We start from the raw sequence: 16,517 nt of genomic DNA on the forward strand, positions 1-16,517 counted from the left end.
GAGCACCGCCTGCCCGCTATGGCGATACGCGAGCCTGGAGTCAATTTAGCCGGTCGAAAAGCCAAACTGCCGTCTGGTGTAGCCGTAATGGCTAGCTTTGCCTGTCAAACTGATTGCCGAGTATGCTGGCTTTAGAATCCTACGCTTTGCATAGTTGCCCCTCCGCAGCAGCCCTTCCCGCCGACTGGCTGAGCTGGGCGCTCCGGCAGCCGCTGCCCATCCAGCAGCGGCCCGCCCTGTTTGTGGGCTCCCTCGCGTAACGCTACCCCTCTGAAAAGCAGCACGCCACCGCACCACCCCGGGCGGCTGGGCGGCTACCCTGTTTCCTGCCGGGTCCCCACAACTGGCCGCAGGCGGGGCGTTTTCATTCTTTTCCGTTGACGTTACTGCTATGGCTGCGAGCCCCTATCGCCGCTTTTCCAGCATTTGCCCTAACGTGCAGGCACTGGTAATTCGGCTTATTCAAGAAGAATTCACCCCTTTGCTAAACCTCGCTACTGAGGTGTCCGAAGATGCCTGGGCCCGGGCCGTGGCGCTGGCCGACCCCACGCTGCTGTACTGCACGGCCCAGGAGCCGGCCATCCGGCTCTGTCCGGAATCCTATCAGCAGCTGCTCGCCTGCCTGCAGCGGGAGTTGGTCCGGGGGGAGTAGTTCCAACCAAACAGAAAGGCCGGCCAGGTTGCTGGTCGGCCTTTTTTCTGGTCTATAGATGGTTGGCAGGCTACTGACTGGCCAGCGCGACCAACTGGTCGTAGGTGCGTAGCTCCTGACAGAACAGCGCGTGGGCTTCGGGCGAGGATAACCAGAAGAAGTGGTTTTTCACCCGGCTCGTCGACACCAGCCGGATGACCGCAACGTCGTAGCCAAAGGCGGCCAGCAGCCGCTGGACCAAGGGGACGTAGAGCTGCCGGTCGTCCTTCTTGATTTCCACGAGCCGGGCATAGTTGAAGCGGTGCTCCTTTGACCAGGGCTTCATTTGCCCGTGTGCCATGCGGTTGAGGCGGAAGCGGACGAAGCGCAGGGCCGTTGGGTAATTGATGACAAGGGCCGGGTCGGGAAAGCCGGACACGGCCAAGGAGGTTTCCATAAGAGTACCCGAAGTATATTTCTTATCCTACTGCCCAATCACGTATACCGGTACGGCTTGCGCATTGGCGCCCCGCCCGGTTTCCTTCTTCACTTCCTTGCCATCAAGCAGGATGGCGGCGGTGATTTCCGAAGCGGCCGTGCCGCCGGCGAGGCTGGCCAGCAGGCTGAGGTGGTCCCCCTGCTTCATGGTGCGCTTGAAGCGGTAGGTAGCCGGCAGCGGGACGTTATTGACCGTGGTGGTGCCGCCGCTCTCGTTGTCGTAGCTGATGTAGTCCGACGCCGGGGCGGTGGTGGAAGAAATGCGGTACTCCACCTGGTATTCCTTGGGGCCGGTGGGTGTCGCGTCGTCTTTGGCGCAGCTGCCGGCCGTGGCCAGGGCCGCGCCGCTTAGTAGCAGGGTGGCAAGTCGTTTCATGGGGCAGAATGGGCTAGCGAAAGTGGTAGCGCAGGCCGGCGCTGGCGGAGCCCGGCCAGTGGTCGAGGAGGGAATCGTTGAAGAGGTAGCCTTTGGTGGCGGTGCCCACTAGCGAAAAGCGGTTGCCGAGGAACACATCTACTTCGGCCCCGGCCTGCGGGCCGTAGGTGAAGCGTTGCGGCTGCTGCGCGTCGGCGGGCAGCTCGCCGGTGCCGTTTTCCCCGGTGCGCTCGTAGCCGGCGCCGGCTCCGAGCAGCAGGTGCACGTAAGCCACTTCGCCCAGGCGGAACAGCTGCGGGGCGAGCAGCACCCGCCCCGCGTAGATGGTGAAATCGCCGCGGCCATCCAGCGCGCCCGTTTCGCGCAGGCCGCTGGCGCGCAGGGCCAGGTGGTTGGTGAGCATGCTGGTGTAGCTCAACTCGTAGTAGGTGCCTTTCTCGGAGCGGCCCAGGTGGGCGCCCCAGCTGGAAATGTGTTGGACGTGGCGCTGGGCGAAGGCCGGCGCGGCGCCGGCCCCCGCCAGCAGCAGGGCCACTAGCAAGAGATTCTTCATAAGGGGTTAGTGGCGGGGGCGGGCCCGGTCCGCTTTGATAAGGGCGTTTTGCACCAGGATGTCGGAATAGACCATTTCGGCCGCCTGCCGCGAAGGGCCGGGCTGGGCGGCTTCGGCCAGCAGCCGGTCGGCTTCCTGGCGCAGCTGCATGGCTTTAATCATGTTGTCGTTCGAGGTATTCAGGGCCACCATCCGTTCGCCTTCGGTCATGGCGTAACGGCCGGGGTTCTTGAGCGTCGCGTTCATCTCGATGCTCTGCTGGGTCATCTCGTCGGCAATCTTGTAGTAGCCGAAAGCGGTGGCAATCTTCTTTTTCTGCATCATCTCCTCGTAGGCAAACGTGGAGACGGCCGCCTCTTCGCGCTTGAGCTGGTACTCGCGGGAGCTCATGCGGTTGTTGCCGGCCGTGGCGCCCGACCCGAAGCGCGAAAACACGTCGTACACCGTGTTCAAGTCCTGCTGCGGGTTGTTGAGCTGCAGGGCCTGGCGCAGGCGCTCGGCTTTCTGAAACACGGGCATGTACTGGTTGCTCTGGCCCCGGCCCGACATGGCCAGGGCGCGGGCAAACAGTTCCTGCGGATTGGAAAGGCGCAAATCCTGAATGCTCTGCACCTTGCGCAGGTCGGCCTGTACCTGGCGCTGCAGCTGCAGGGTCTCGTCGGTGATGTCCTTGACTTGGCCAGTGATGTCCTTGGTGACGCCGGCAATCTGCTTGGCGTCCTTGATAACCTGGTAGTTTTTGACCGTTTCGGTCCACTGCTTCAGGTGCTTGGCAAACTCACCGATGTGCACGCCCATGTGCAGCGGGTCATTCACCACGGCCTGGGCCGCGGCATCCGTCGTGGGAGCGAGAATCAGGGCCAGGGCCACGAGGGCCGGCAAAAGCGTCTTTTTCATCGTCGTATCGGTTAGGTGGAAGAATTAGCGCACGGCCGCTTCCGGGCCGAGCTGACCGGCTGCCGCCGTGGTAATCAGGATGGGGTAGCCATCGGGCAGCAGCACGTCGCGCAGCTTGGTGCGGGTTTTGGGCCGCGAGAGCACCGAGGCGGCCACGCGGCCGCCCACGCCTACCACGGAGTTGGCGGCCGAGGCCGAGCGGTCGATGGCCGTGCTGATTTCCTGGGTGGTCTGCTGCTGCAACTCGTTGCCAGCCATGCCGGCTTCGCGGGCCACGCGCTTCACCGGGTCAATCATGATGCCCGGCATGTAGTTGAAGTCGTAGATGTCGGCCTGCACCCGCGTGGGGCCGAGGCGGTTGACTTCCAGCATCACGTTGTTGGTGCCCACGGTGGCCACGCCGGCGAAGACCATGTTTTTGGGAAAGGTTACCCCGGAAATCACGGCGTCTTCCAGCAAGCGCAGGATAACCACCGAGCCGGTACGCACCTTCTGCTCGCCGTTGATAACGCACTTGAAAAACACGTCCGGCGCCAGCTGCTGCTCGCGCTGGCTGCCCTGGGCCATCATCCGGCTGGCATTGCCCACTTTCACGGTATTGAAGCCATCCAGGCCGGGGGCACTCATGCGGGTGGCCAGCAGCTGCGCGGTCTGGTTGGGGTCGCGGTAGCGCTTGCCGGTCATGCGCTCGTACGCCGCGCGGGTTTCCGGCGGCGAGGAGCCCAGCATGGCCAGCACATCCGGGTCGGTTTCAAACGGGGTGCCGTCCACGTCGCGGGCCGGGACCAGGCTGCGGCCCGCCCGGCCGGAACCCGTGCCCGCGCGGCGGCCGCTGCCGCCCCCGGCCGTCAGGCGCCGGCGGGGTACGACCAGCGTTTGGGCCCGGTAGGAGCCGGTTGCCGGGTCCTGAACGGTGGTTTCGATGGTGTCCACGTCGGCCGCGGCCAGCCGCGCCGCTTCGGCCCGGCGGCCGGCGGCCTGCGCGGCCGCCTGGGCGCGGCGGCGCTTGCGCAGGGCCAGGCCGGTGGTGTCGACGGCAAACACGTCCACGACATCCTGGTCAGTGGCGCGGGCCGGGGCGCTCTGGGCGTCCTGCTCGGCGCGGCGCTGGGCCTCAATCTGAGCGGAGGGTGAGGCGGCCGGTGCCGGCGGCGCCGCTTCCACCGAGGGGATTTCGGGCTCGATGTTGGCCGAGGCAGCCGCCACCGGCTCGCGCTCCTGCTGGGCCGCCCGTTGCGCGGCTTTCAGCCACAGCAACAGGCCGCCGATGATGAGCACCAGCAGCAGGCCGGCCAGCGCCATCCAGTTGGCGCGTAGCACCTCGGCGGGCGTGCGCCTGGCAGGGGCAGCAGCCGGGACGGGCTGTTCCGTTGCTTGCTGAGCCGCAGAACGGCTATCGGTTGGGGGAGTGAGGGGTTCCATAGCAGGTACAGGCGGCGTTAGATGGTGGAAGCGCGGTTAATCACGCGGGAGGGCACGGGCAGCACCAGCACCCGGGCGCCGTTAAGCTCGCGCAGGGTTACTTCCAGGTAGCCGCGCTCGGTAGCCGCGTACAACGGAATGGCATAGGTCAGGTAGCCCGTGGTGCGGCCGGTAATGACCTGGTTCGGGCTGCCACCCGAGGGCGCCAGCGGGCGCCGGGCCTCGTTCTTTTTGCGGGCCAGGAACTTCTTCTGGGCATTTTCCACCAGCTGGAAGTCGGTGAAATCCACGTTGTAGTCGATGTTGGTCTTGTTGATGACCTTGAAGCGCAGGTAGGTGAAGTCCTTGTCGTTGCGCACGTTGGCCAGCGAGAGCACCAAGTCGTTGTCGACCACGGCCACGGCTTGGTGCTCTTCCCGGGCTTTGCGCAGCTGGCTGAGTTTGCCCTCGACGACGGCTTTCTTTTCGCGCTCCTTGTCCAGGGCCAGCTCGTTTTCCGGCGCGGCCCCCGTGGACGACACACTTTTGCCGTTGATGCGCAGCGCGCCGTCCTTCTGGAAGTCGTAGAGCTGCAGCACCGGCCGGTCCGCGTACACAAGCCGGCCCATCCAGTACTTGGAGCCGTAGCGAATGAGCATGGGCGTGGGCGGGGCGTGCTTGCGCTTGGCGCGCACAAACACGGCGTTGGCTTCAATCTTGACCAGGTAGTTGCCGGCCATGCCCACGTCGACCAGCGACACGGGCCCGCCGAACACCAGGTAGGTGGTGGAGGAGTCGGACACGGCCACGTCCAGCAGGTTGTCAGAAGTAGCCAAGGCCGTAGTCGGGGTAGTGGCGGTGGTTTGCGCGGCAACCGGCGCCGTTTGCAGCAGTTGTAAAAACAGCCCCAGCAAGACGGGGAAGGTGTAGAGTCGCATCGGAGAAAATGATTGGTGATTAGTTAGCGGGGGCAGCTGGGGCGGGTGTGGTAGCCGGAGCGGCCGGCGCGGCGGGCGTGCCGGCCGGAGCCAGGCCGCGCTCGGCTTCCTGCAGGCGGCGCTGGCGGTCGGCCTCCTGGGCCTGCAGCAATTCCTGCTCTTCCCGCGTCAGCTGCGGGCTGTAGGGGATGTAATCGAAGTTGGTGATGAGCAGCCCGTAGGGGTTGGCATCGGAGCGGTTGGTTTCCACCAGGTTGAACTTGGCCGCCAGCGGTAACGGCTCCTTTTGCTGGCCCCCGATGAAAATGCGCTGCTTGATGTAGACCGAGCCCGACCAGGGACGCTTGCTCATGTCCACCAGCACGCTGTCCACGGTCACCACGTTGCGGGCGGCGTAGCGCTCGTAGTTCTGCAGCACCTGCCCGCGGGTGAAGCCCTCGTAGATGCGCCGGCCGCCGCGGCCTTCAATCAGGGGCAGGGCCGCGTCCAGGTTGGCCTTGAAGGTGTATTGGTCGTGGCCGAACATGGTTTGCATGAACTGGCGCACCAGGTTGCGGGCCTCGTAGGGCGTGTGGGCATCGTTGCCGGCCGAGAGGGCCGCCACCGAGCCGGTTTGCGAGACGACGTACACGCGCCGGCCGCTGTTTTCGTAGGCCCGGTACACGAGGAAGCCCGAGGCCAGGGCCACGAGCAGCAGGGCCAGCACGCTGCCCAGCGCCAGGTTGCGCATGGTGGAAAAAGAGGTACTTAAGTCTTTGGCGGAATCCATGAAAGTGTTGAGAGTCTGGTTGTGGTGATGGGTGCTTTTCGCCCGACCGCCCTTACCGGCTGATGGGCAGCAGCACCTTTTTAAAGGAGTCGTCGAACCCGCCGGCGCGGCCCCGGTAGGGGTACACCACCAAGGCGGGCTGCTTCTGCTCGTTTTGGCCCAGGAAGGCGTAGAGCGTGCCACGCACGGTCAGCGGCTTGCGGGGCTCGATGGGCGTGACGGTGTACCGCTCGCGGCCGGGCACATTCAGGTTCAGGCCACCCACGCGGAACGAAGCCAGGGTATCCCGGCCGTTCGGGGCGTACAGCGGCAGCGAGGCCGGCACTTTCTGCTTGCCGAAGTCCTGGGGTATCCACTGCAGCACGGCTTCGTAGGCTATGCGGTAGCCGGGAGCCTGCTTCACCCCGTCCGGCCGGTCCGGGTCGGACTGCCACGCCACCGGCAGCCGCAGCTGCATAGGCTCGGCTTTCAGGGCCTTGGCGGAAACCACCTGCAGATACCCTTCGCGGGGAGTCTGCTCAGCCACGCCGGGTTTGAGGTCCACGGCCGACGCCGGCAGCGGAGCCGGTAAACCCGTAGCGGGTTGGGTTGCCGCCGGGGCCGCCGGCGTGGTAGCTACCGGAGCGGATTCCTTGGATTGGCAAGCGGCCGTCAGGGTCAAGGCAAAGCCCGCAGCAATAGACAGGGGAGTGTTTTTCATAGCTAGGAAGTCAGCAGGGTGAGTTATTTGGTCCAGATGCCCGAGGTCCGCTGGCGGTAGGACGGGTTCAGGGCTTCCGACATGGTGATGGTCGGCAGGCCGGAGGAAGCCGAGGACGAAGCTGACTCGCCTCCCTCGCCGCCGCCACCGCTGCTACTGCCTCCGCCGCTGGCGCTGTGGCCTCCTCCCCCGCCGCGGCTGCTGCCGTTGCCCAGGGCGCGGCCCACGGCGCTCGACAGGCCCCCGCCGCCGGGTGAGGCTACCCAGGCCACGGCCGTCGCGGCGCCCACGGCCGAGCCGACCATGGAGCCCACGAAGCTTTGCACGGCCGAAGACCCGATGAACATGGACGTGAGGTAGGGCACCATCACGTAGAGCAGCACAAATGCCACCGACATCACCATGAACTTCTCGTCATCTACCGACTGCTGCGGGCCATTAGTGAGCCCGCTGAACAGGCCGTTAGGCGCCTGCGCCGTCTCGGCGTAGAAGCCGTAGATGGTATCGAGCAGCACGAACGTGAGCCCCCAGAGCTGCACGGCCAGGAAGTTCTGCAGCCACTTCAGGGCCAGCTGCCCGAAGGCCGGAATCACCGACAGGGTCATGGCAATCGGCCCGCACACGTACAGGAAGCCCAGAATGAACTGCTGGATAAACTGCATGATGTGGCGAATGATGAGCACCGCCGTGGCCGTAAACAGCCGCGTCAGAATGCCCGAGAGCGTGAATGAGCTCAGCGTTTGGGAAATGCTGGTCATCAGCGAGCTGGCGCCGGCCACGATGTCGCCAATGCCCATGGCGTCGTTGCGGGCCGCCGCGGCCACCGAAGCCGGCGTGGTCAGGTCCCGAATAGCTTCGGCCGCGGACTTGTCGGTCGAGAACATGGCCGTAAAGGCGGCCAGTCCCGTGCCCAGGGTATCTACCAGCGTCTGGTAGAAGAAGAGCAGAAAGAATATCCAGGTGGCCTTGATAATCGGCCCCCAGTCCATGGCCAGGCCGCTACCGGAAATAAAACCGCGCCCAATGGTGTAGAGCAGGGCAATGCCCATCAGGCTGGGCGTGATGAAGCGGCAGGCGGTAAGCACCACCTGCAGGGTCTGGTCGCAGGCCCGCAAAAAGCCCGGGTCGATGCCGTAGGCTACCATCGCCAGCATGCTCATCGGGCGAGGGCCCCTTTGCGGGCCTGTTTATCTTCCACGAACTGGTCGACGGCGTAGTCTAGGCGCTGCACGCGCACCGGCTCGTACTCAATCTGCCCTTCGGCATTGAGCAGCACGTGGCCGTTTTTGTCGGTGCGGGGCCGCTGCTGGGTCTGCTGGTAGAACTTGACCAGCTTGTTGAGGTGGTTGCGCTCCACGGGTTTCGACGTCAGGATGGCATCGAGCTGCGGGGAGGCCTCCAGCGCAAATACCTTCCCCTTGGCGCCCTGCTTGATGAAGAACTCGCGCAGGGCCTCCGTCGAACGCACCGACTTAATCAGGTCCATCTCGTGGCCGGTCAGGCCCAGCGGGGCTTGCAGCTGCGCCAGCGAGTCGGGGTTGACGTGGCGCAGGATAATCTTGGTGGCCGAGTTGTTGATGATGGCCGGCCCGATTTTGCTGCTGGTAATCTCGGTGATACCCTGGGTGATGATGGTGACCGAGCCGTTGGTTTTGCGGATGGTGCGGTACATTGACTCAATGAATTCCGAGAGCACGCCCGAGAGCATGGTCCAGGCCTCGTCGAGGGCGATGTACTTGATGTCGTCGGGAAACTTGCGGAACAGGTCCAGGCTCAGCTCGGTGATGAGCATGGCCACCACCGGGTAGAGGTCCGGGTCGGCCTGCACCTTCGCCAGGTCAAAGCAGATGAGGCGGTACTCCGACAGGTCCACGTCGCGTTTGGCGTTGAGCACCCGCTCGTAGCGCCCGCCGGTGATGTACTGACCCAGCACCAGGAAAAACTGGTGCATGTCGATGTACTTCAGGTTTTTCTGGTACTGCCGGCGGGCGCCATCCAGCGGGTCGGGCTCCCCGCCGTCGCCGGGCTGGGCCACGGGCTTCTGCATTTCCTGGTCGTACTGCTCCACGAAGCGGTAGAAGCTTTCCATGCCGGGAAACTCCTCATCCTTCTGGTTCAGGCGTGGGCTTTCGTTGAGGCAGGCGTAGTACTCAATCAAAAAGCGCGAGAGAATGGTGCGCTCCGACTTGTCCAGCGCCGTGTCCTTGCCACCCTTCCACAGTGCCGCGAGCAGGGCCAGGTGAAAGTTGGTTTTCTCGTCGTTGTAGAGCCACTTGCCCGCCGCGTCGCGCGGCACCACAAAGGGGTTGAACTCGATGGGCCGCTGCGGGTCGTACTCGAAGTAGGTGTTATCGAAGTCCTCGCCGTTGAGCGACTGCAGCACGTTGCGGTAGGTGCCGCCCACGTCCATGATGATTTGCCGGGCGCCCTTCTCGAAGCGCTGCACAATCAAATTGCCGAAGGTGTAGCTCTTGCCCGAGCCCGAGGGGCCGATGACAATGGCGTTCTGGTTGTCCAGGGCCGTGTTGAACAGGTTTACCTGCACCAGGTTGCGGAACCGGTCGGTCAGGTACTCCCCTACCGGGTCGGTTTTGTAGGTGGCCGTCCAGTGGGTGTAGCAGGCGCCGCGGTCGGCGGTGCTCGTCAGCCAGCGGTCCGGCACTTGCCAGGCGTTGCCGGGCAGCAGGCCAAAGAACACGGGCAGGGCCAGGTAGCTTTCCACCACGCTCTCAGTGCCGAACATGTAGCGGAAGGCTGCCGTGGCCCGCTCCACGTTCTCGCGTCGGCTGGTGTCGTTCGTGTCCCAGAGCACGCACGAGAGGTGCAGGCCCACAATCTGCTTGTTTTCGGCTCGCACTTCCGCCGTGAACTCCTCGACTTCGGCCGCGCGCAGGTGGTTGTCCTGGGTGGCCAGAAACGAAAGGGAGGCGTTGAGCTTGCGGTCGGTATCCAGCGAGCTGAGCTCGGCGCGGGTATCCTGAATCAACAGGGCCTGGGTCAGCACGTGCGGGCACTGCAGGATGTGGGTGAGCGGGTAGAGCATCGGTGCCGTGACCCCGTAGGAGTTGCGCACGGCCGGGTAAGCGTCGGAGCCCTGCCCCACCATCGAGAGCACGTTCACTTTCTGCTCGCCCACGCTGAAGGTACCCAGGTCGTTGCCAATCTCGCGCTCCTGCCGGGTGGGCTGCCCGTCGAAGTTGAGGTTGAAGTACTGCAGGTAGAGCTGGTGCATCTCCGCGCTGGCCAGCCGCTCGAAGGTGACGCCGCCCAGGTTCTTGAGGCCCTGAATGAATTCCACGGCGCAGCTTTCGGCCTCTTCGAGCGTGTGCACGAGCTGGGCAAACGGATTCTTGAGCACGGCCTCGCCGGCGCGGGCCACCAGGGCATTCACCGCGTTGGTTTTGGGCGATTTGACGGCTACCGGGGCGAAGGAGAGGAACAAGTACGACTTCTGAAACAGCACCAGCCGCTCGAAGAAGTGCTTGTTCATCTTGTTCTCGAAGTAGGTCTGCTGCGTTTTGTCCTCGCGGTAGGGGCGGTCGTAGTAGATGTCGGTTTTCTGCACAATGGTGCCCACCGGCAGGGGCCGGAGCACGCCTACCAGCGCGGTCTGGAAGGCTTCGTAGTCGTCCGAGGTCCAGCTTTCCATCTCGGCGGGCTCCACGCGGAAGCCCACCGCGACGCGGCCGTCCTTGAAGACTACCTTGTCGCCCTCGAAGCTGTGCACGGGCATCACGGCGTTAAACGCGGCCGTTTTGGGCTTTTTGGTCATGGTTGGGAGTAGGAAGGGGCCCCACCGCCAGGCGGCGGGGCTGGATGAAGGTGAAGGAGAGCCAGCCCATCAGAAAGCCGGGCGCCTGCCGCTTGCTCAAGTAGCGCAGGCCCAGAATCAGGCCCAACTCCACCAGGATGACGAGCAGGTACACCAGGCGCGGAATCTTGACGGCCATGCCCAGAAAGCCGAGCAGCAGCACCGAGCCGATGAACAGGCCGACCATAATGCCCAGGTCCTGAATGTTCATGCCCAGCACCTGGGCGGGCCGCTCAATGGATTTGTAGGAGCGCATGGCCGGTTAGCGTACGCCCCCGTCCCCGCCACCCACGGCGCTGACCAAATCGTCCTTGAACAGCTGGAAGCCGAACCACAGAATCACGCCGCCCACGAGCCAGCCCAGGGAGCCCAGGGCATCCGGTGCCCCCTGCACGAACTTCATCACCACCCGAATCAGGCCCACGATGAGCACAATGGCGAAAATGACCTGCACGATGCCCACGACGGTTTCCTGCACGCCTTCGAGCGCGGCGGCGGCGCCCCCGCCGCCCAGCTGCGCCCGGGCCGGGCTGGTGGCCAGGGCCAGGGTGGTGAGCAGGGCCGCTATGCGCTGCTCGGCTTTGGAAGGCTGGTAGCTCCGGCCGGCCGCAGCCAGCGTGTGCATCGTTTCAGTTGCCGTTGCGGCGTGGGTACTGGCCCGGGAAAGAAGGTTGGTTAGCATAGGAAGAAGGTTGGGTGAATACAGGGCGCTTATCTCCCCGAAAAGCAGGTGTGGCAGTTAGGAGGGCTTGGCGGTGGGCACGGGGCTGCCGGCGCCGGGGAACAGGTCGTTCAGGGCAGCGCGCTGGGCGGCCGCGTCCGCGCTCATGCGGGCCCGGCGCTGCTGGCGCAGGGCGATTTCGGCGGCGCGGTTGGCCTGGTCGTTGGCCGTGGGGGCCGGCGCGGTGAGGGGGTTGTGAAACAGGGCTTCGGCCGGTTCCTCATCCGGGTCTGACGCGGGTAGGGACGCCGCCGGTACCGCCGCGGGGGCCTCGTCTACTGTATCCAGCAGCACGGCAACGGCCCCCGCCGCGTGGCGAATCGAGGCCGGCCGCTGTGCTTCGTCGGTTACCGGCCCGGGGGCATCTTCCGGCGCTTCCGGAGGAGCTGCTTGCGGGCTGTTGGCCACATCGTCTGCGGGGACTATTTCTGCCGGCAACTGGTCCGGCGCCGGGGCTTCGAGGTCTTCGGCGGGCAGCAGGCTGGCCAGGGCCGCGCCAGCTGCGGCGGACCCGGCGGGCACAGCTGCTTTAGGAGTATCCCCAGCAGGCGCGTAGTGAAAGGTGCGCAGGGAATGATGGTTGCGGGTGGCCGTTGCGGCCGGGGCTGCTGGTCTGCCGCTGCCCTTAAACCGCCACCACAGCAGCGCCGCCAGCGCGACCAGGGCTAGGACAACCACCAACAAGAGTATTCCGGAACGCATACCGCCCCCTTACGGCAGGACGCTTCTTAGTGTTAGTAAAAAGTTAGTGAAAACATAAAAAATGTTTAGTCGTATGATGCGTCTACCAGCAAAAAAGGGTATAGCCAGCTTCCGTCTCAGGCGCGCAAGCAGGGAGAAGATTTGAGTTTTTCCACGAAGGCTGTGCGGCTTCTAAGCCCGATATGCGTCCTTTGGGGTATCTCTCCGATACTTCACCCCCACTGCCCCCAGCAGTGAGCCCTCTTCGCATGGTACCCTCCGACCACGTTTCCGCCCCCTTGGGGTTTCCTGATTTAAGCCTATCCGCGCCCTACAGCGAGTGCCTGCGCTACGTCCAGTTCCGCCTCAAAGCCATTGCCCAGGGCGATTTAACTTCCTTTTGTGCCCAGCATGGCCTGACCTATACCAACGTCGTGAACCTGAAGAACGGCAAGCTCAAGCGCGACGAGCCGCGGCTGGTGCAGCGCGTGCTGCGGGCCCTGGGCATGCCCACGGAAATCGTACGCATCGACATCGGCAGTGGCGCCAACCAGTACGTGTTTGGTAGCGCGGAGCTACTAGCACAATTCCGCGAGCAGCTGGCCTTCTTCGACGCGGCCGCGCAGCGGGCCAGCAGCCCGCCGCCGACTACCTAAACCCCGGATAGCTTTCCCTGTCGGGCCCGGTTCGGGTGCGAAGCGGAGTTGGAGCTGTCCGGCTCCACTCCTCCAGCCCACCCCATGAACGCACCCCGGGAAAACGACCCCTCCGAGCTTGACCGCTTCAAGCGCGACATTGACCTGGTTGACTACGCCCAGCGCCAGGGCTACACCATCAAGAAGGAAAGCCGCCGCGGCGACTGGCACCACTTGGTCAAGGACGACGAGCACGTCATCGTCACGCGCAAGGGTGACCACCAAGTTTACCTGAACACCGGCGACGACCGCGACGCGGGCTCCATCATCGACTTTGCCAAAACCCGGGGCGGTAACGGCCACGGCCTGAACCTGGGCCAGGTGCGCCAGCAACTGCGCGAGTACCTCGACGGGGCGCCCGCCCCGGCCCGGGTGTACGCCACCCCGCCGGATACCGAGCGCCTGAATAGTTTGCCCACGGGCGACCCGGAACAGGCCCGCCAGGCGGAAGAAGAGCGCCGCACCCGTCTGATATCCGAGGTGCTGGGCGTGAAGAAGGAGCTGACCGACCGCAGCTACCTGCACGGGCGCGCCATTACCGACGAAACGCTGGATAACCCCGCGTTTCAGGGACGCATCTTCACCGCGCAGCAGAACGAACACCGGAACACGGCCTTTCCCCTCTACAACGAGCACGGGCTGGCCAGCGTCGAGCAGAAGAACGAGCACTACAAAAGCCTGTTGCCGCTGCCCAAAAACGGCATCTGGGTATCGCACCCTACTGACGGTAAAGATACGCCGGTGGAGCGCGTGGTGGTGAGCGAGTCGGCCATCGACTCGCTTTCTCATTTCCAGCTCAAGCACGGGCAGGAACCTAAGAACACGCTCTACATTGCCACCAGCGGCACGCCGACCGAGGCGCAGGTAGCCTTGATTCAGCGCGTCATCGACAAGCAGCAGCCCCGCGAGGTAGTGCTGGCCAATGACCGCGACGCCGGTGGCCGGCAGTTCAACATCAACTACCTCAACGAGCTGCAGCCGGCCCGGCCGATGGTGCCCGTGGCCGAGCAGGAAGCCTACCGCGAGGCCTCCCGGCCGGTGGAGTGGCACGCCACCAGCGACAAGTACCACACCAGCCTGAAGGTGACTTTTCACCACGACTCAGCCGGGCAGGGTGCCGGCCAGGTGCAGCAGCTGCGCGAGCGGGTGGAGCAGATTAACCAGACCCAGCAGGACGGCCCCACGCTGTCGGTGGAGGTGCAGCGCAGTACCGAGCAGGCCACCATCGTGCGCCTGACCGTGGCCCGCGCCGACACGGCCCAGCTGGAAGTAGTCGCCCAGGAGCTGTACCGGCAGCGCGAGCAGCTCCGCCCGGAGGCGGAACGGCAGCAGGAGAGCTTTTTGCGGGTAGACTACCCCCTGGCCAAGGACTTCAACAAGGAACTGGAATACACCAGCCGGGGCTTGAGTGCCGAGCAAATCCGGGCCGAAGCCCAACGCGAGGAGCAGCAGCGCGAATCGGAGCGGCAGCAGCGGCTGGCCGAAGCCCAGCGCCAGGAGCGCGAGCAACGGGCCCTGGAGCGCCAGGCCCAGCGCGAGCGGGAGAGCACGGCCGCGGGGCAGCAGGAGCGGGCGCAGGACGATAAGCGCTTTACTCAGACGGTGCTCGAAGCCGCCGCCAGTGATGCCCCTACCCGCTCCTACCGCAGCGAGCAGGAAGCCCGCGAGCAAACCGCCGCGTTTACGCACCTGCGGGAAGCCGGCGTGGTGCTGCTCCGGGACTGGATGCACGACAACCCCCCGCCCACCGGCCGCCGCGCCCGCGAAGAGGAGCTGACAGCTCAGCCGCAGCCCCGGGAGGCGACTGTCAGCGCTACGCCGGCCCCGGTAACGACGGGGGAAGACCGGGTGGCCACCTGGCGCGTGGATGAGTTGCTGCCCCATACCACGGGCCGGGCCGAGGCCTGGCAGGCGGTGTTGGAAAGCGACGGCTACATCCGCACCAGTAGCATTCGCAGCTCGGTGGACGAGCAGGGCATCCGCCGGGCCGAGTTCGACATGTATTACCGCAACGAGCAGCCGGAAATTGCGCTTATTCACGCCATCGTGACCAACACCAACGCGCGGGCCGCGGCCGGCAATGAAAAGTACGTGGGCGTCAGCGTCACCGAAAGCGAACAAGACCGCGTGGAGCGGCAGCAGGCCGCCGCTGGTGCGGCCCTGCAACCGCGCACCGGGCCGACGCGTGAGCAGGCCGCCGGCGAAGCGGCGCAAACCGGGCCGGGGGATGGAGCGGGCGTGGAGCGCCAGGTACTCATCCGCGTGGACGAAGTAGCACCGCCGGATGGGGCCCGCGGGCAAGCCGAAGCCGTGAAGGAGACGCTGGTAGCCAGCGGGGCCAAGGCCGGTGAGGTGCAAAGCACCACCGACGGGCAGGGCATGCGTCACTCGGAAATTAAAGTTTCCTACCGCACCGACCAGCCGGATATGGCGCAGGTTAGCCGGGCCCTGGATGCCGTGGCGGCGCAGCCGGGCAGCGAGGTGGTGGAACACGCCAGCCACCGGGTCGAGCGGCAGGAGTCGGCCCGCGGACAGCAGTCCCTCGAAGCCGGCAGTAACCGCGCCGAACTAACGCGCTAATCCGCTGATGCGTCGCGGTCTGGACTGCTCGGCGGGTTTGAGCTGGCTTGGATACCCTTTCCTGCTTTACGTATGGCTGGTGAATGGACACGCCCGCATCCTACACCCCTCGGTTTGGGGTCCGCGAACAAAACCCCGGAGCAGCGCAAGCGCATGGTCGACCAGTCGCTGGGCATTACCCAAAGCCAAGGCCCTTACCAAGAGCCCGAATGGCTGGTGGAACAGCACGCCCGGTACATTGCCGGCCAGCTTGATTTGGCCACGCTGGGCGCCCGCTACGACGAGAAGCTAAAGTCCATCAGCCGGTGAGTGGTCAGGCCAATGACCAGTGCCCGCAGACTGGTCAGGTCCAAGGAACATTGCCCATCGGTGCGTAATTTCCGTGCATGGGACGTTTGCACAAAGGCTACGCACACTTGCACCGGGAGCTGAGCCTGCTGCTGGTGGACGAGCACGGCTGCCTGGTGCTGCGCCTGTTTATGCGCGCTGAATGCCGGTTGGTGCGGGGCCTGAAGGTGGTGCGGGGGCGGTATTTGTTTTTCGCCTGCTAGCGAGCAGCGTCTTTTTTCAGGTCGGTCGTCTATTCACGGAACTGGATGCCCTTGCTTATGCCCCCTTCCCTGACCACGGCCGCCATCTGGACGGAATTTCACCGCGAGCTGCTGGCCTTTATTCGGCGCCGCGTGCCGGACCCGGACACCGCGCAGGACCTGCTGCAGGACGTGTTTGTGAAGATTCACCTCAAGCTGCCCACCCTGACCCACGCCGACCGGTTGGCCAGTTGGGTTTACCAGATTACCCGCAACCGTATTCTGGACTACCACAAAGCCCCGCGCCCCGCCGCGGCGCAGGTGCCGGACCTGCCCGAGGACAGCAGTCCCGCGCCAGCGCTGGATTTTACCCCGTGCCTGGCGCCCTTTTTAAACCAGCTGCCGGCCAGGTCCCGCGAGGCCTTGCTGCGCACGGAGTTGGGTCCGCTGTCCCAGAAAGACTACGCGGCCGAGCTGGGCATATCCTACTCTGGGGCCAAGTCGCGGGTGCAGCGGGCCAAGCAGCAGCTGCATCAGCTGTTCACGGCCTGCTGCCGGATGGAAGCCGACGGCTACGGCAACATTCTGGCGTCTACGCCCCGCACCCCCTGCGGCTGCGTTGCCCTGGGCCGCTGCTAAGAGTTGGCCTTCCGGCCAGAGCTACTGGGGAAAGGTAGTGGACGAAACAGAACGGATGATACCTTGCACACGAGCCGGTGTACCATTCCATAATCGT

General features: G+C 64.9%; 19 protein-coding genes. 6 read left to right on the top strand and 13 right to left on the bottom strand.

Annotation, left to right across the window (positions count from 1 at the left end; translation table 11 throughout):
- The first annotated feature begins 481 nt into the window (after nucleotides 1-481).
- The gene (locus tag OIS50_RS20020) at nucleotides 482-652 is read left to right on the top strand and encodes a hypothetical protein (RefSeq protein WP_183405442.1); all 171 of its coding nucleotides are present in this window, start codon (nucleotides 482-484) and stop codon (nucleotides 650-652) included.
- A 70-nt stretch (nucleotides 653-722) separates the two neighbouring features.
- On the opposite strand, the gene OIS50_RS20025 is transcribed toward OIS50_RS20020, so the two are convergent.
- From OIS50_RS20025 to OIS50_RS20085, 13 genes are read right to left on the bottom strand one after another with little or no spacing between them, the layout of a single operon-like run.
- Nucleotides 723-1,088, bottom strand: a complete 366-nt coding sequence (locus tag OIS50_RS20025) for a hypothetical protein (protein ID WP_264694711.1) — start codon at nucleotides 1,086-1,088, stop codon at nucleotides 723-725.
- Between the two features lie 27 nt (nucleotides 1,089-1,115).
- Nucleotides 1,116-1,505, bottom strand: a complete 390-nt coding sequence (locus OIS50_RS20030) for a hypothetical protein (protein ID WP_264694713.1) — start codon at nucleotides 1,503-1,505, stop codon at nucleotides 1,116-1,118.
- Between the two features lie 13 nt (nucleotides 1,506-1,518).
- The gene (locus tag OIS50_RS20035; protein ID WP_264694715.1) at nucleotides 1,519-2,058 is read right to left on the bottom strand and encodes a hypothetical protein; all 540 of its coding nucleotides are present in this window, start codon (nucleotides 2,056-2,058) and stop codon (nucleotides 1,519-1,521) included.
- Nucleotides 2,059-2,064: 6 nt separating this feature from the next.
- The gene (locus tag OIS50_RS20040) at nucleotides 2,065-2,955 is read right to left on the bottom strand and encodes a hypothetical protein (RefSeq protein WP_264694716.1); all 891 of its coding nucleotides are present in this window, start codon (nucleotides 2,953-2,955) and stop codon (nucleotides 2,065-2,067) included.
- A gap of 24 nt (nucleotides 2,956-2,979) precedes the next feature.
- Nucleotides 2,980-4,377 (bottom strand): conjugative transposon protein TraM, encoded by a 1,398-nt coding sequence (gene traM, locus OIS50_RS20045; protein WP_264694718.1) that lies wholly within the window; start codon nucleotides 4,375-4,377, stop codon nucleotides 2,980-2,982.
- Nucleotides 4,378-4,394: 17 nt separating this feature from the next.
- Entirely contained in the window at nucleotides 4,395-5,294 is a 900-nt protein-coding gene (locus OIS50_RS20050; RefSeq protein ID WP_264694720.1) for a conjugative transposon protein TraN, read from the bottom strand.
- A gap of 19 nt (nucleotides 5,295-5,313) precedes the next feature.
- Entirely contained in the window at nucleotides 5,314-6,063 is a 750-nt protein-coding gene (locus OIS50_RS20055) for a conjugal transfer protein TraK (protein ID WP_264694722.1), read from the bottom strand.
- Nucleotides 6,064-6,115: 52 nt separating this feature from the next.
- Nucleotides 6,116-6,763: a hypothetical protein gene (locus tag OIS50_RS20060; RefSeq protein ID WP_264694724.1), complete on the bottom strand. Its 648-nt coding sequence runs from the start codon at nucleotides 6,761-6,763 to the stop codon at nucleotides 6,116-6,118.
- A gap of 23 nt (nucleotides 6,764-6,786) precedes the next feature.
- Complete coding sequence (locus OIS50_RS20065) at nucleotides 6,787-7,923, bottom strand: conjugal transfer protein TraG N-terminal domain-containing protein (protein WP_264694726.1); 1,137 nt, start codon at nucleotides 7,921-7,923, stop codon at nucleotides 6,787-6,789.
- Nucleotides 7,920-10,535 carry a TraG/VirB4 family ATPase gene (locus OIS50_RS20070; RefSeq protein ID WP_264694728.1) on the bottom strand — a complete coding sequence of 872 codons (2,616 nt, stop codon included), beginning with the start codon at nucleotides 10,533-10,535 and terminating at the stop codon, nucleotides 7,920-7,922. The genes OIS50_RS20065 and OIS50_RS20070 overlap by 4 nt, the downstream gene beginning before the upstream one ends.
- Nucleotides 10,504-10,830: a hypothetical protein gene (locus tag OIS50_RS20075; protein ID WP_264694730.1), complete on the bottom strand. Its 327-nt coding sequence runs from the start codon at nucleotides 10,828-10,830 to the stop codon at nucleotides 10,504-10,506. Before OIS50_RS20075 ends, OIS50_RS20070 begins: the two co-directional genes overlap by 32 nt.
- Nucleotides 10,831-10,836: 6 nt before the next feature.
- Complete coding sequence (locus OIS50_RS20080; RefSeq protein WP_264694732.1) at nucleotides 10,837-11,256, bottom strand: hypothetical protein; 420 nt, start codon at nucleotides 11,254-11,256, stop codon at nucleotides 10,837-10,839.
- 57 nt (nucleotides 11,257-11,313) lie between these two features.
- Entirely contained in the window at nucleotides 11,314-11,997 is a 684-nt protein-coding gene (locus OIS50_RS20085; protein WP_264694734.1) for a flagellar biosynthesis protein FlhF, read from the bottom strand.
- Between the two features lie 233 nt (nucleotides 11,998-12,230).
- Between OIS50_RS20085 and OIS50_RS20090 the strand changes: the two genes are divergently transcribed.
- The 5 genes from OIS50_RS20090 to OIS50_RS20110 all read left to right on the top strand — a co-directional run bounded on the left by OIS50_RS20090 (nucleotide 12,231) and on the right by OIS50_RS20110 (nucleotide 16,420).
- Entirely contained in the window at nucleotides 12,231-12,632 is a 402-nt protein-coding gene (locus OIS50_RS20090; RefSeq protein ID WP_264694736.1) for a hypothetical protein, read from the top strand.
- An 84-nt stretch (nucleotides 12,633-12,716) separates the two neighbouring features.
- The gene (locus OIS50_RS20095; RefSeq protein WP_264694738.1) at nucleotides 12,717-15,251 is read left to right on the top strand and encodes a toprim domain-containing protein; all 2,535 of its coding nucleotides are present in this window, start codon (nucleotides 12,717-12,719) and stop codon (nucleotides 15,249-15,251) included.
- Between the two features lie 114 nt (nucleotides 15,252-15,365).
- The gene (locus OIS50_RS20100; RefSeq protein ID WP_264694739.1) at nucleotides 15,366-15,560 is read left to right on the top strand and encodes a hypothetical protein; all 195 of its coding nucleotides are present in this window, start codon (nucleotides 15,366-15,368) and stop codon (nucleotides 15,558-15,560) included.
- Between the two features lie 77 nt (nucleotides 15,561-15,637).
- On the top strand, nucleotides 15,638-15,802 hold the full coding sequence (locus OIS50_RS20105) for a hypothetical protein (protein ID WP_162303730.1): 165 nt from the start codon (nucleotides 15,638-15,640) through the stop codon (nucleotides 15,800-15,802).
- A gap of 57 nt (nucleotides 15,803-15,859) precedes the next feature.
- The gene (locus OIS50_RS20110; protein ID WP_264694744.1) at nucleotides 15,860-16,420 is read left to right on the top strand and encodes a sigma-70 family RNA polymerase sigma factor; all 561 of its coding nucleotides are present in this window, start codon (nucleotides 15,860-15,862) and stop codon (nucleotides 16,418-16,420) included.
- Nucleotides 16,421-16,517: the final 97 nt, after the last annotated feature.

The organism is Hymenobacter sp. YIM 151858-1 (assembly GCF_025979705.1).
In the GTDB taxonomy this organism is placed as follows: domain Bacteria; phylum Bacteroidota; class Bacteroidia; order Cytophagales; family Hymenobacteraceae; genus Solirubrum.

Excerpts from the sequence above, each read along its gene's own strand:
- OIS50_RS20040 (WP_264694716.1), bottom strand. The coding sequence starts at position 2,955 with ATGAAAAAGACGCTTTTGCCGGCCCTCGTGGCCCTGGCCCTGATTCTC.
- traM (WP_264694718.1), bottom strand. The coding sequence starts at position 4,377 with ATGGAACCCCTCACTCCCCCAACCGATAGCCGTTCTGCGGCTCAGCAA.
- OIS50_RS20105 (WP_162303730.1), top strand. The coding sequence starts at position 15,638 with ATGGGACGTTTGCACAAAGGCTACGCACACTTGCACCGGGAGCTGAGC.
- OIS50_RS20030 (WP_264694713.1), bottom strand. The coding sequence starts at position 1,505 with ATGAAACGACTTGCCACCCTGCTACTAAGCGGCGCGGCCCTGGCCACG.
- OIS50_RS20065 (WP_264694726.1), bottom strand. The coding sequence starts at position 7,923 with ATGAGCATGCTGGCGATGGTAGCCTACGGCATCGACCCGGGCTTTTTG.
- OIS50_RS20075 (WP_264694730.1), bottom strand. The coding sequence starts at position 10,830 with ATGCGCTCCTACAAATCCATTGAGCGGCCCGCCCAGGTGCTGGGCATG.
- OIS50_RS20025 (WP_264694711.1), bottom strand. The coding sequence starts at position 1,088 with ATGGAAACCTCCTTGGCCGTGTCCGGCTTTCCCGACCCGGCCCTTGTC.
- OIS50_RS20055 (WP_264694722.1), bottom strand. The coding sequence starts at position 6,063 with ATGGATTCCGCCAAAGACTTAAGTACCTCTTTTTCCACCATGCGCAAC.
- OIS50_RS20080 (WP_264694732.1), bottom strand. The coding sequence starts at position 11,256 with ATGCTAACCAACCTTCTTTCCCGGGCCAGTACCCACGCCGCAACGGCA.
- OIS50_RS20060 (WP_264694724.1), bottom strand. The coding sequence starts at position 6,763 with ATGAAAAACACTCCCCTGTCTATTGCTGCGGGCTTTGCCTTGACCCTG.
- OIS50_RS20035 (WP_264694715.1), bottom strand. The coding sequence starts at position 2,058 with ATGAAGAATCTCTTGCTAGTGGCCCTGCTGCTGGCGGGGGCCGGCGCC.
- OIS50_RS20085 (WP_264694734.1), bottom strand. The coding sequence starts at position 11,997 with ATGCGTTCCGGAATACTCTTGTTGGTGGTTGTCCTAGCCCTGGTCGCG.
- OIS50_RS20050 (WP_264694720.1), bottom strand. The coding sequence starts at position 5,294 with ATGCGACTCTACACCTTCCCCGTCTTGCTGGGGCTGTTTTTACAACTG.
- OIS50_RS20110 (WP_264694744.1), top strand. The coding sequence starts at position 15,860 with ATGCCCCCTTCCCTGACCACGGCCGCCATCTGGACGGAATTTCACCGC.
- OIS50_RS20095 (WP_264694738.1), top strand. The coding sequence starts at position 12,717 with ATGAACGCACCCCGGGAAAACGACCCCTCCGAGCTTGACCGCTTCAAG.
- OIS50_RS20070 (WP_264694728.1), bottom strand. The coding sequence starts at position 10,535 with ATGACCAAAAAGCCCAAAACGGCCGCGTTTAACGCCGTGATGCCCGTG.